The following is a 12,735-nucleotide window of genomic DNA, read 5'->3' on the forward strand; positions in this document are numbered from 1 at the left end:
AAGCGACCTACCGGGACAATTGTTTGCTCTAATCGGCCGCCTCGGCAATCTCCTTCAGCTCCTGCAGCTTGAGCATACATTCGATCGGGGTCATATTGTTGATGCTGACGTTGTCGAGCAACTCCCGCAGGCGGCCCGCCGTGGGATCGCTGGCTTCGAAAATGCTCAGCTGCATGGCCTCCGCGCTGAGTTGGGTGGTGGCGGGGGGGCGGGTGACCGGGTGACCTTCCTGCGGTTCGTAAGCTTCCGTCAGGTGCTGTTGCTCCAGCTGGGCCAGGATACTACCGGCGCGATCCACGATGGAGGCGGGCATGCCCGCCATCTGGGCCACGTGAATACCAAAGCTATGCTGGCTTCCGCCCGGCACCAGTTTGCGCAGGAAAATGATCCGGTTGCCGTGCTCCTTGATGGCAATGGAGTAGTTGTGGATCCGGCTCAGACTCCCCGCCAGCTCGTTGAGTTCGTGATAGTGGGTGGCAAAGAGGGTCTTGGGGCGCGCCCGACCGTTGTTGTGTAGGTATTCGGCGATGGCCCAGGCGATCGAAATGCCGTCGAAGGTGCTCGTGCCCCGACCGATCTCATCGAGCAAAATGAGGCTGCGGTCGGTGATGTTGTTCATGATCGAGGCCGTCTCGTTCATCTCTACCATGAAAGTGGATTCTCCGCTGCTGATGTTGTCGCTGGCACCCACCCGCGTAAATACCCGGTCGACGATACCGATCCGCGCCCGCTCGGCCGGCACGAAACTACCCATCTGGGCCAGCAGGCAGATGAGGGCGGTCTGCCGAAGCAGGGCCGACTTACCCGCCATATTCGGGCCGGTGATCATGATGATCTGCTGATCGTTGGGATCGAGTCGAACGTTGTTAGGAACGTATTGCTCCCCCACCTGCAACTGACGCTCGATGACGGGGTGCCGTCCCTGCTCGATCTCAATGTCCTGGCTGTCGTCCATTTGCGGTTCAGTATAGCGAGACCGGTTGGCTACTTTGGCAAAGGAGAGCAGACAGTCCATACGGGCCAGGAGGGCGGCATTGCGCTGGACCGGGGCGATGTAATCCTGCAACCACATCACCAGTGCTTCGTACAGTTGCTCTTCCCGCTGCAGAATTTTGTCTTCGGCGTTGAGGATCTTGTCCTCCAGTACCTTCAGTTCTTCGGTGATGTAGCGCTCGGCGTTGGTCAGGGTTTGCTTGCGGGTCCACTCCGCCGGGACGCTGTTTTTGTGCTTGTTCGTTACTTCGAGGTAGTAGCCGAAGACGTTGTTGAAGCCGATTTTCAGGCTGCTGATTCCCGTCCGCTCGGCTTCCCGCTGCTGAATGGCGGCCAGCCGGTTCTTGCTGTTGCGGGTGATGTCGCGCAACTCATCCAGTTCCTCGTCGAAGCCGTCGGCAATGACGCCCCCCTTATTCAGGTTGACGGCGGGCTCCTTCCGGATCCGGTTTTCGATCTCGTCACAAACGCCGGGCAGGGGATCGAGTCGGTCCGCCAGCGTCCTTAGCACCTTGCTCGTTGAATCCTGTAGGAGGTCGCGGATGGGTCCCATCGCGCAGAGGGCGGTACTGAGTGCCCGTATCTCCCGGGGATTCACCTTGCCCAAAGGCACCTTGGAGATAAGCCGCTCTACGTCACCGATCTGCTGTAGGGAAGCATTTAGGTCCTGAAGCAGGCCGGGGCTTTCCACGAACGTACGCACCGCCTCGTGCCGCCCGCGGATCTCCTTAATGTCCTTCAGCGGCAGCACGACCCACTTGCGCAGCAGCCTTCCCCCCATCGGGGTGACCGTCTTATCCAGAATGTGAATCAGGGAAACCCCGTGGTCGTGGGGGCTATGGATCAATTCCAGGTTGCGGATGGTGAAGCGATCCAACCATACGTAGCGCTCGCTGGCCAGCCGACCGATGCGGTTGATGTGTTTCAGGTTCCGGTTCTCGGTCGTTTCGAGGTAGTGCAGCGCGGCACCGGCGGCGATGCGTGCCACCCGTAGATCCTCCACCCCAAAGCCCTTCAGGCTGGCGGCTTTGAACTGTTTGAGCAACTTCTCGTCGGTGTAGTCGGTCGTAAAGACCCATTCATCGAGCGGCGTTAGGTAAAAGCGGTCGCCGAACACCCGCTCGAAATTCTTGCGCCGGTCCTTGCCCACTACCACTTCTTTAGGCTGGAAGCTCTGGAGGAGTTTGTCGATGTAATCTTCCGGTCCTTCCGCGACCAAAAATTCTCCGGTACTGAGGTCGAGCAGACTGAGTCCGCAGGGGGCGTTCTTTCCCCGACCGAAGACCACACACGCCAGGAAGTTATTGCTGTTGTGCACGAGCAACTGGTCGTCGACCGCCAGGCCGGGGGTCACGATCTCCGTCACGCCCCGCTTCACGATTTTCTTGTCCTTAGACGGTTTCTCCAGTTGTTCGCAGATGGCTACCCGGTAGCCGGCCCGCACCAGTCGCGGCAGGTACATATCGACGCTGTGGTAGGGAAAGCCCGCCAGCTCCACGTCGCTGCCCCCATTGTTACGGCTGGTGAGCGTGATGCCGAGTACCTGGGCCGTTTTAACCGCGTCTTCGCCGAAGGTTTCGTAGAAGTCCCCGACCCGGTAGAGCAGCAGGGCGTCCGGGTGTTTGGCTTTCACCTGATTGTACTGCGCCATCAGGGGCGTCACTTTTTTGGACTTGCTTTTGGCCACGGGAGAAGACGAATTTTACGGAAGGGCGAAGGTAAGAAAAGCGGGCAGGCCGCCCCGAACTATCCGGCCAGTCGGTACGCCCGGGCCTCCTCATTGACCGTAAGCAGCGGTGCCGCCCCCGGGTCGGAGCGCCCCATTATGCGGCAGCCGATGGTGCAGCTGGTGCACCGGGTCGCGTCGCAGTAATTCTTTTTGAGTTCCAGCAGTGCCTGACTTTCTCCGGCATCCGCAGCCGCCCAGCCCAGTTCGCGCCACTTCTTGACCACTTGGTTGCGCTCCGGTGGCAGGGCCTCGAGCAGCTCGATGGAGCGGTCGTGGTAGCGCTGGTCCGACCGCAGCCGTCCGTAAGTAAAGTAGGCCGGAACCACGGCGTTGATGAGAATGGACCGCACGGCCTGCTCCCCCAGTCGGCGGTCGCTCGCATCCGCAGGCGTGCCGAAACGGTAATGGGTACGCCAGTAATTGCTGAGACTCACGTCAAACATGTTGCGCAGTTCCCGCTCATTTGCCGCGGCCAGCGCCTTGCCGAAGAGCTGTCCGCTGCGATAGTACAGACAGGCCAGCTGGGCGATGCGCACCGTTGGAAAATTGTTGGGGCGCATCCGCAGGAATCGCCACGCGGTTGCGGGGATCGGTCGCAGGTCATGCTTCACCCGGAGCAGCGCGTATTCCCTGCGCAGTTGCGTCAGGTAAGCCGCCTCTCCGTCCGCTTCGTCGGGTAGCAAGCCTGACTGGCCGAACAATAAGGCTTCCAACTGCAGCAGACTGTGCTTGTGCCTCAGTATGATCCGCAGGGGAAGAGAGGTGGCAAGCATCTGCATCGCCTCGCCGTTCACCTTTCCACCCATGGCGCGAGCCACGGATCGGTAAAAGGCTTCCTCCCAGTCGCGGTCGCAGGATTGCAGCAGTGCGGCAAATTCCTCTCCCCGCCGGGTCAGCCGCTCGGCCAGTATGCGTTGCAGCCAGACTGTCCGGATTCCGTCGCTTGCGTACTGCAGTTGCGTCTGGCAGGGCACCCAGTACTCGTTGTGCATCAAGCGCCAGTAGCTGTTGCGGACGCCGGCGGGGATTCGGTCGCGGAGTTCGAGGCAGGGAATGCGGCTGCCGTCGGTGCGGTACACCGGACGGTCCTCTTCCAGCACGACGTGGAGAATGACGCCGTCGTAGGCGGGATCCGTATCGTGGCCGTGGTCGTACCACTCCCTGCTGTAAAGGTGCATTTCGACCCTGCCGGCCCACTGCAACCCCCCGATCTGAATACGGGCGTCGTCAAAATCCGGGCCGGCATTGGAATTATGGGTACCGAACTGCTGAATGGTAATGGGCTCCCCTTCCGTCGTGCGGAGATCGCGCAGGTCGAAACGGGCCAGCCGCCACAGGTAGTGGAGGAAATCTTCTTTCATTTTCTCTGGTGGTTATCACAAACAATATGTTTGCAATTACGTACCCAAAAAAATAAAATGCAACTTTTTGTTTATTTATTTTTCGGCGTACCGTTCCAACCGGGAGTAGCGGTAAGCGAGTGCGTTTTTTTTGTCGGGCCGGTGGGCTTCGCTCCAGACTTCGCGCCATTCGGTGGGGGGCAGTTCCGGAAAGAACGCGTCACCGTCCGGAATATCCGTTCCCACAATGGTGCGGTAAACAGTGGTGACCAGGGGCAGCGTAGCGGTGTAAATGTCGCCGCCACCAACGATAAATGTTTCGTCGGCTTCGGTCACGGCCGGGTGGGCCAGGGCCTCGCGTACGCTGTGCACCACCACCACTCCCGAAGCCGTGAAGAAGGGGTCGCGGGTCAGTACGATGTTCGTGCGTCCCGGCAGGGGGATGCCGATGCTGCGGAAGGTCTTGCGCCCCATCACTACGGGATGGCCCAGCGTCGTCCGCTTGAAGTACCGCAAGTCGGCGGGCAGGTACCAGGGAATTTCACCGTTCTTGCCAATGGTATTCCGACGGTCGGTAGCGACGATAGCTGAGAGCTTCATGGTAAACTTGGCTGACGGAAACGACATTGCTCCCGCGTACCCGCCCAAAAGTAATGTAAGGGCGGCAGCCGAAAAAGTCCGCAGGGCCGGAATCAAACGTATATTTGCAACAAATTATGGTAAACTCCCCGGTGACACGAACTGCTTCTGACGACACGACCGACCGCGGCACCGTCTATGCCGACGTAATCCTGCCCCTGTCGCTGGCCCGCACCTACACCTACGCCGTGCCCGAGGAGTTTGTCGGACAGCTACGGGAAGGCCAGCGCGTGGAGGTCCAATTCAGCAAAAACAAGCACTACGCCGGCATCATCAGGCGGATGCACGGCAAGCAGCCCAACTTCAAAACGAAGCCGATCCTGAGCGTCATCGACTTGGAGCCCCTACTCACGATCCGGCAGTTGGAGCTCTGGGACTGGATGGCCGAATACTACTGCTGCACCCTCGGCGAGGTGATGACCGCCGGCCTGCCCAGCCACCTGAAAATGGCCAGCGAAACCATCATTACCCTGGGACCGATGTTCAGCGACGACGTGACCCAGCTCGACGAAGACGAGTACCTGGTCGTGGAGGCGCTCACGCTGCAGTCGGAACTGTCGCTCAAGAACATCCGTGACATCCTGCAGCGCAAAACGGTCTACCCGGTCATCCGCAGCCTACTAGACCGCCACGTAATCTTCCCTAAGGAGGAGATGACCGATCGCTACAAAGCGCTGGAGGTAAAGTGCGTCCGCTTCAGCCCGCAGTGCCGCACCGAAGCCGAACGGATCGCGGCCTTCGACAAGGTATCGCGGTCGGAAAAACAGACGGCCGTACTGCTCGAATTCATGCAGTACAGCCGCACCCAGCCCTACGTCCGTCGCACCGACCTGAGCAAGCGCACGGGTGCCTCCGACGCCGTCATTAAGGCAATGGTCAAGAAGGAGATCTTCGAGTTCTACGACCGGGAGATCAGCCGCATCGGGGGGGAAGAAGCCACCGCCGAGGCCGGCGAACTCAGCGCTCAACAACGGGAAGCACTGGGCGGGGTACGCAGGTGCCATGAATTGGGGAAACCAGCTCTCATCCATGGCGTAACCAGCAGTGGCAAGACCCGGGTTTATCTGGAGCTAATGCAAGAAGCCATCGCGGCCGACCAACAGGTGCTGTACCTCCTGCCCGAAATCGCCCTGACCGGCCAGATCATTAAGCGATTGCAACGGGTGCTCGGCGACCGGATCATGGTCTACCACAGCCGGCTCAATAATATGGAGCGGGTGGAGATATGGAAAGCGGTGCTGTCGGGAAAAACTTCCGTCGTGGGTCCCCGTTCGGCCCTCTTCCTGCCCTTCACGAATCTGGGGCTGGTGGTCGTCGACGAGGAGCACGATCCTTCCTTTAAACAACACGATCCGAGTCCGCGCTACAACGGCCGCGACGTGGCGATGTACCTCGCTCACCAGCACGGGGCCCGGGCCATCCTCGGCAGTGCCACCCCGAGCCTGGAAAGCTGGGAAAATGCCGCCGCCGGAAAGTACGGGCTGGTACGCATGACCGAGCGCTTCGGTGGCATCGCCCCGCCGGAGGTCGTGATCGCTGACAGCCGGGAAACGGACGAAAAGGGGATGCATCATCCTTTTTTCACCCCTACCCTGCTGGCCGAAATGCGCCGAACCATCGAGCGTGGCGAGCAGGTCATTCTGTTTCAGAACCGCCGGGGATTCGCGCCGGTCTACTTCTGTCCGACCTGCGAATACACCGTGCAGTGCGTCAACTGCGACGTGAGCCTCACCTACCACAAGTACCAGCACCGCTTGCGCTGTCACTGCTGCGGCTACGTGACGGCACCCCCGGAAAGTTGTCCGGCCTGCGGCGAGTTGCAGCTCAAGCTCAGCGGCACGGGCACCGAAAAGATCGAGGACGAGCTCAAAATTTTCCTGCCGGATGCCCGGATCGCCCGCATGGACCTCGACACCACCCGCGGCAAGCACGCACTGGGCAAGCTCATCGAAAAGTTCGAGGTGGGGGAACTGGACATCCTGGTCGGTACCCAGATGGTGACCAAGGGGCTCGACTTCGAGCGGGTCGGACTGGTGGGCGTGATCAGTGCCGACCAGCTGCTGCGTTTTCCCGATTTTCGGGCCGACGAGCGGGCCTTCCAGCTGATGCTGCAGGTAGCCGGGCGGGCCGGGCGCCGGGACCGCCGGGGCAAGGTCGTCATCCAGGCCCACGAGGGCAACCATCCGGTACTCACCGACGTGCTGGCGGCGGATTACGACAATTTTATTCAGCGGGAGGCGGGCCACCGGTCGGGCCTACACTTTCCCCCCTACCGTAAAATGATCCGGATACAGCTGCGGCACACCCGCCGCAACACGGTCGAGGAAGCGGCAAAACTCATGGGAACCTGGCTGGCCCACAGCCTGGGCGACCGGCTCGAGGGCCCCTTCGAACCCAGCGTGGCCCGGCTGCGCACCTATTACCTACAGGATATGGTCGTGCGCTTCCCGCCCAGTGCCGGAGAGATGCGGCGGGTGAAGGACCTCCTTCGGCGGGCAACCGATAAATTGGGACAGACGCAGGGACTCACCGGAGTCAGGGTGGTGATTGATGTGGACCCCTACTGATTACTAGAGCAAAGGTTAGTTGCTGCTCCTTACCCGTCCGGCGCTGCTGGTGTCGGTGATCACATCCTGGGGATTTCCGGAATAGTGAACGGAGCCGGCGGAACTGGCGTCCGCCCGCAGGGTCTTGGTGGTGCGTAGTTTAATGCTGGCGGCGCTGCTTACGTCGGCCACGCCGTCTTCCGCCTCCAGGTCGCTGGCGTCGATGCTGCTGGCACTGCTTGCGTCCGCGGTGACCCGGCTGGCGGTACCCCGGACTTCGATGCTGCCGGAGCTGCTGGCGTCGAGGTTGACCCGACTGCCGGAGAAGTCGACGCTGATGTCGGCCGAGCTGCTCACGTCGAGGTCGAGTTCATCGCCGCGGAAGGGCGTCGTGCCCCGCACCCGGGAGCTGCTGGACGCATCGATCCCCTCGAGCAGGGGGAGGGATACGTAGACCCGAATATCCTCGGTCGACTTGAAATTGGCGTCGTCGCTGTACTTGATGTGCAGGGTTTTACCGCGCACTTCGGTGACGATAAACTCCTGTAGGTTGCTCTCGGCTTCGACCCGCACGCTGAAGTCGTCGCTCTGCGCCAGTTCCACCTTGAACGAACAGCAGGACTTGATCCCGGTGAAGCCGTCTATATCCCGTTCCTGGGTGATAAGGTCGCCGTTGCCCTTGACGCGTTCGCCGGTCCAGCGGTCCATCCAGCCGCCGTTGTTTACCTCGACCTGGGCGGCCAGAGGCAGCGTCGTGAGCAGGAGGAAGAGTAGGAAGGTCAGGTTTTTCATAGCTGTCGATTGAGGGTTGATTACGCACCAAAGGACGTCCTTGTGACGGTCCGGTTGCACGGTCCGGGCATCTTTTTTTTCTGCGCTTTGTTACTGCCACCATGTCTAGACTGATTTTTTTGCTCGCGCTGATGCTGGTGCTCGACGGTTACGCCTTTCTTGCCCTTCGCAATTGGTTGTCGCTCTACAGCCGGGGCGTGCGCACGGCCGGAGCCGCAATTTACTGGACGCTCGCCGTGGCCTCCTTCGCCTTTATCTTCCTGAACGTTTTCGAAGTGACGGAGTCCTGGTCGAATTTCGCCAAGACGTATTCCCGGGCCGCGGTCTTCATTCTATACCTGAGCAAAGTGCCGGTGGTGATCTTCCTGCTGATCGACGACCTGCGGCGGGGGGGCAAGTGGATAATGGATAAAGTAAGCCCGGTCACGGACCGCGACGTTTCCCGCAGCCGCTTCCTGAGCAAGGCTGCCCTCGTGGCCGGTGGCGTGCCGCTGGTAACCCTCACCTATGGCATGGTCCGCAACGCCTACCGCTACCGTCGGTTTGCCGTAAATGTTCCGGTCAAGGACCTGCCCGACGGACTGGAGGGCGTCAAGATCGTCCAGATCAGCGACATGCACTCCGGCAGCTGGACGCGCTCCTCCCCCCTCCACGACGCAGTGCGCATGATCAATCAGGAAGAAGGGGACATCGTTGTTTTCACCGGTGATTTGGTCAATAACCGCTCCGAGGAAATGCTTCCCTACGTCGACATCTTCAAGGAGATAAAGGGTAAGTACGGGGTGTACAGCACCCTGGGCAACCACGACTACGGCGACTACGTCCAGTGGCCCGACGAAGCCGCGAAAGTCGCCAACATGGAGCAGCTCTACGACATCCACGCCCGTCTCGGCTGGGACCTGCTCCGCGACGAACACCGCAAAATCGACATCAACGGCCACCGCCTAGCCATCATTGGTATCGAAAACTGGTCGGCCGTGCTGCGCTTTCCCAAATACGGCCACCTCGATACCGCCGTGGCCGGCACCGACGACTGCGACTGCAAGGTCCTCCTCAGCCACGATCCCACCAGCTGGGACGCCCTCGTCCGCCCCGATTATCCGGACATCGACCTTACCCTCAGCGGTCACACCCACGGCTTCCAGTTCGGGGTAGATATTCCCGGCTTCCAGTGGTCCCCCGCCCAGTACGTATACGACCAGTGGGCCGGTCTTTACCGTAAGGGCACCCAGTCGCTGTACGTAAATCGTGGCCTCGGCTTTCTCGGATATCCCGGTCGCGTGGGCATCCTGCCCGAGGTGACCGTCCTTACTCTAACAAAAGCCTAGTCTCTTCCGGCGCACCGTCAACTCACGCCACCCGGTGTCCCCGTCCGGCCTCCAGAATTTCGAACCACTCCTGGCGGTCAAGGTCGATATCCAGAGCCCGTACTGCCTGTGAGATTCGCTCCTTTTTCGTCGTGCCGATCACGGGAATGGGCCGGGTGGGATGCTTGCGGCACCAGGCAAGTAGGATGACGTCTTCGTCAACGCCGTAGTGAGTCCCAATCTCTTTGACCTTTTCGCGTAGGCGAAGTACGTTGGTGCCCTCCCCCTTGAAGTAAGCACTGCCGCCGAGCGGGCTCCATACCATGGGGCGCAGGCTGTGGTGCTGACACTGATCGTAGGTCCCGTCGAAGAAGGGATCGGAGTGAAGCGGGTGGCATTCGACCTGATTGGTGACCAGATCGGCGTGGGCGTTCAGCAGATCGAACTGGCTCGGCGTAAAGTTGCTGACACCGAAGTAGCGCACCTTGCCGGATTGTTTGAGCTCGGCAAAGGCTGCGGCGATCTCCTCGGGGTCCATCAGCGGATCCGGGCGGTGAACGAGTAGCAGGTCCAGGTAATCCGTATGCAAGTTCTGCAGGCTGCGCTCGGCGGAGGCGATGATGTGGTCCCGGCTGCTGTCGTAGTGGGTCACCCGGGTAGCGGAACGGTTGGCGGTAATGAGCTGAATGCCACACTTCGTGACGAGCTGGATCTGATCGCGGGCGCTGGAACCATACTGACTGAGGGCCTTGCCGAAGGCTTCCTCGGTCGTGTAGTCGCCGTAGATGTCGGCGTGGTCGAAGGTGGTGATGCCCAGGTCGAGGCAGTGACCGATCAGATCGGCAATGGTGGTGGTATCGTAGTTGGCTCCCCACTCGCCCCAGGTCATGGTGCCGGCGACAATTTCGGAGAGTTGGGGTCCGTCAGGACTAAGGGTGCGTTGTGCTGCGTTCATTGGCGTAATTTTACGACAACCGATTGATATGAGATATTTCCACCTGGTAGTAGCCCTGCTTTTTGCCCTCTTTGCTTTTTGGCAACTGAACGACCCGGACTGGCCCGCCTGGATAGCGATGTACGGTACGGTGGCAGTCGTCGCCGGTTGGTGGGCCTTCTCGCGGCCGCCACGGTGGTTGGTTTACGCCGGCCTCGCCGTTGCGGTGATCTGGATGGCTACCCTCCTACCCGATCTCCTCACCTGGATCGGTGAGGGGATGCCCACCATCGCCGGCCAGATGACGGCCGAGTCGCCCCACATCGAACTGACCCGGGAATTTTTCGGCCTGCTGATCACCAGCATAACGCTGGGCGTTTACGCCTTTAAGTTACCCAGGTAGGTCCGGCCCACCGGAACCGCAGCGTCGAGTCCGGAGAAGTGTATCCATACCCCCTGCGCATCGGCCGCAACAGCACCGGCTTTTGCCGGATTGACCAGGTACCGGATGTGGCACTGGACAAGGCCGTAGGAAGCGAGGAGATCGACGACCTCCACCAGCGTAAGCGGTAGGTTTTGTTCTCCCGTATCGGTATAAATACGTGTGGCTTTCGCTGAGATTGCCGTCCCATAAGCTATGCTTTGCGGAACGACCTCCGCACCCGCGACCCCGCCCAAATGAATTGCTTCATCGGTAGATGGCGGTGCTTTCCTCAGCAGGTAGGGTTGCAGCCCGACGGCCAAACGCTGGTTCTCCCCTTCCGCCCGCAACTGTACGGCCACCCCGCTAAAGACAATGGGCAGCAGGCCCACCAGCACCGTGGGCAGGGAAATGTAGAGGAAGACCCTGAGGTTGAGGACCGTCCAGCCGACGGTATAGTTGTACAGCAAAAAACAGGCCGCGGAGACCAGTAGCAGCAGCACCGCCTGGTCAAGTGTCCAGCGCGCCATGGTCCACTGCCGCCCCGTTCGTTGTACCCCAAGCCGTTCGGTCAGGTAGCTGTAGGTCACGGCAATCGCGAAGGTGACCAATCCGTAAGCTAGGGCGCGGGGCACCGGAAAGAGAAACAGCAGGGCAACAAAGACGAATGCGGCAGTCCGGACGTGGCCCAGCACGACCGACCGGCCAAAGGTTCTGTCGGGGAAAGGGCGGCGAAAGGGGTTGCGACGTTGCATCAGCCGACCGTAGAGAAAAGGGTGCTTACTTCCAGTGCTTTGCGGTACAGGGGCTCGATCTCCTCGGGGGGGAGCAGTAGGCCCCGTTTGTAGAGCAGCAGGTAGTAGCCGACGCCCTCCAGCGACCAGCCCTTGTTGAGGGTAAAGTAGTTAAGTACCTGGTCGTTGAAGTGGTGGCGAATGAAGTGCTCATCGTCGCCGGTGAGTCGGTACTGCTTGCTGAACTTGGGGTAGCGGACGAAGTCGATGTCGTGGATCCCGAACAGCTCGCCCAGTTTATGTACTAGGGTTTCGGGTTGGAGGCACAGCTCGGGGAGTACGAGCCGCTGGCTCTGCAGGAAGAGCACGGTCTGGTAAACGGGGTGCTTACTGGCGTACTCCGTGTAGTGGTAATCGAAGATGTGGACGTCATGATCCAGCAGTCCCTGCTGAATGCGCAGAATATTGGAAATGGTGTTGTTGCGGCCCCGGTCGGCCAGCCGAAATCCCTCCAGCTGGCGGTGCAGCCCGTGGTCGTCGTCGGGTAGGAACTGGTACCCGTTGCGCGCGGCGAGGTTGCGGAGACTTTTCTGGCGGTAATCCATGCCCAAATATAAAAAATGCCCCCTTCCGCGAGCGGAAGGGGGCATTTTACCGTAACCGGGTGGGCTACTTAGTTTCCGTTGTTGAACATTCCGGCGTCACCGGCGGGTACGGCCTCGGGCTGGGCGGGCTTGTCGAGTACTTCCCCCATGATGGTGAGCACGATGGGCTCCTTGCTGACGTTGGTGGTCAGGGTAACGCGCTTGCGGAACTTGCCAAGCCGGTCGGTGGCGTAGCGAACCTTCACTTCACCGGTTTCACCGGGAGCGACGGGTGCCTTGCTGTAGGACGGGACGGTACAACCGCAGGAGCCGACGGCGTTGGTGATGATCAGCGGCTCGGTACCGGTATTCGTGAAAGTAAAGACCCGGTAGGGATCGGCGTTTTGCTCGATGGTTCCGTAGTCGATCTCGGTTTGCTCGAAGGTCATGCCGGCGGTAGCGGCGGCGGCCATCTCTTCTCCGGCCGGGACGGCTTCCTGTGCGGTCACGGCAAAGGACAAGCAGGAAAAGAGCGCGAGGAGGGTGAAAATACGCATCATGTTCGTTGATTTTTCTCGGGTGTAAGATACGGCGGGGCGGGCAATCACTACCGCCGGCCGGCAATACAACGTCACAACGCCGCAAAAGATGATTTAGGTACGGGTGTGCTCTTGTTAAAGTGATGTAAAAACTTTTGGGGGGACGGCTTTGAGATT

Annotated in this window: 11 protein-coding genes; 3 read left to right on the plus strand and 8 right to left on the minus strand. The window is 60.3% G+C overall.

Going from position 1 to position 12,735, the window contains the following annotated elements:
- Positions 1 to 28: 28 nt before the first annotated feature.
- From mutS to GGR28_RS16130, 3 genes are all read right to left on the minus strand, one after another.
- Positions 29 to 2,644: a DNA mismatch repair protein MutS gene (gene mutS / locus GGR28_RS16120; RefSeq protein WP_183497035.1), complete on the minus strand. Its 2,616-nt coding sequence runs from the start codon at positions 2,642 to 2,644 to the stop codon at positions 29 to 31.
- A 95-nt stretch (positions 2,645 to 2,739) separates the two neighbouring features.
- A complete protein-coding gene (locus GGR28_RS16125; RefSeq protein ID WP_183496855.1) occupies positions 2,740 to 4,083 on the minus strand; it encodes a DUF2851 family protein in 1,344 nt (447 codons plus the stop codon).
- 75 nt (positions 4,084 to 4,158) lie between these two features.
- On the minus strand, positions 4,159 to 4,662 hold the full coding sequence (locus tag GGR28_RS16130; RefSeq protein WP_183496856.1) for a dihydrofolate reductase: 504 nt from the start codon (positions 4,660 to 4,662) through the stop codon (positions 4,159 to 4,161).
- A 131-nt stretch (positions 4,663 to 4,793) separates the two neighbouring features.
- Between GGR28_RS16130 and priA the strand changes: the two genes are divergently transcribed.
- The gene (gene priA / locus GGR28_RS16135) at positions 4,794 to 7,268 is read left to right on the plus strand and encodes a replication restart helicase PriA (protein ID WP_319936742.1); all 2,475 of its coding nucleotides are present in this window, start codon (positions 4,794 to 4,796) and stop codon (positions 7,266 to 7,268) included.
- Between the two features lie 15 nt (positions 7,269 to 7,283).
- Here priA and GGR28_RS16140 read toward each other — a convergent pair whose 3' ends face one another.
- Positions 7,284 to 8,039: a head GIN domain-containing protein gene (locus tag GGR28_RS16140; protein WP_183496858.1), complete on the minus strand. Its 756-nt coding sequence runs from the start codon at positions 8,037 to 8,039 to the stop codon at positions 7,284 to 7,286.
- 101 nt (positions 8,040 to 8,140) lie between these two features.
- Here GGR28_RS16140 and GGR28_RS16145 point away from each other — a divergent pair, with 101 nt between their 5' ends.
- Positions 8,141 to 9,367, plus strand: coding sequence for a metallophosphoesterase (locus tag GGR28_RS16145; RefSeq protein WP_183496859.1), 1,227 nt, complete (start codon positions 8,141 to 8,143; stop codon positions 9,365 to 9,367).
- A 22-nt stretch (positions 9,368 to 9,389) separates the two neighbouring features.
- Here the strand turns inward: GGR28_RS16145 and GGR28_RS16150 are convergent, their stop codons facing one another.
- Positions 9,390 to 10,301 carry an aldo/keto reductase gene (locus tag GGR28_RS16150; protein WP_183496860.1) on the minus strand — a complete coding sequence of 304 codons (912 nt, stop codon included), beginning with the start codon at positions 10,299 to 10,301 and terminating at the stop codon, positions 9,390 to 9,392.
- Between the two features lie 28 nt (positions 10,302 to 10,329).
- On the opposite strand from GGR28_RS16150, the gene GGR28_RS16155 reads away from it, so the two are divergent.
- Positions 10,330 to 10,683: a transmembrane 220 family protein gene (locus tag GGR28_RS16155; RefSeq protein WP_183496861.1), complete on the plus strand. Its 354-nt coding sequence runs from the start codon at positions 10,330 to 10,332 to the stop codon at positions 10,681 to 10,683.
- Here GGR28_RS16155 and GGR28_RS16160 read toward each other — a convergent pair.
- The 3 genes from GGR28_RS16160 to GGR28_RS16170 all read right to left on the minus strand — a co-directional run bounded on the left by GGR28_RS16160 (position 10,659) and on the right by GGR28_RS16170 (position 12,579).
- The gene (locus tag GGR28_RS16160; RefSeq protein WP_183496862.1) at positions 10,659 to 11,456 is read right to left on the minus strand and encodes a LytTR family DNA-binding domain-containing protein; all 798 of its coding nucleotides are present in this window, start codon (positions 11,454 to 11,456) and stop codon (positions 10,659 to 10,661) included. The genes GGR28_RS16155 and GGR28_RS16160 overlap by 25 nt on opposite strands.
- Positions 11,456 to 12,040, minus strand: coding sequence for a hypothetical protein (locus tag GGR28_RS16165; protein ID WP_183496863.1), 585 nt, complete (start codon positions 12,038 to 12,040; stop codon positions 11,456 to 11,458). Before GGR28_RS16165 ends, GGR28_RS16160 begins: the two co-directional genes overlap by 1 nt.
- Before the next feature lie 68 nt (positions 12,041 to 12,108).
- On the minus strand, positions 12,109 to 12,579 hold the full coding sequence (locus GGR28_RS16170) for a DUF1573 domain-containing protein (RefSeq protein ID WP_221233921.1): 471 nt from the start codon (positions 12,577 to 12,579) through the stop codon (positions 12,109 to 12,111).
- Positions 12,580 to 12,735: the final 156 nt, after the last annotated feature.

The organism is Neolewinella aquimaris (assembly GCF_014197245.1).
GTDB classification, from domain to species: domain Bacteria; phylum Bacteroidota; class Bacteroidia; order Chitinophagales; family Saprospiraceae; genus Neolewinella; species Neolewinella aquimaris.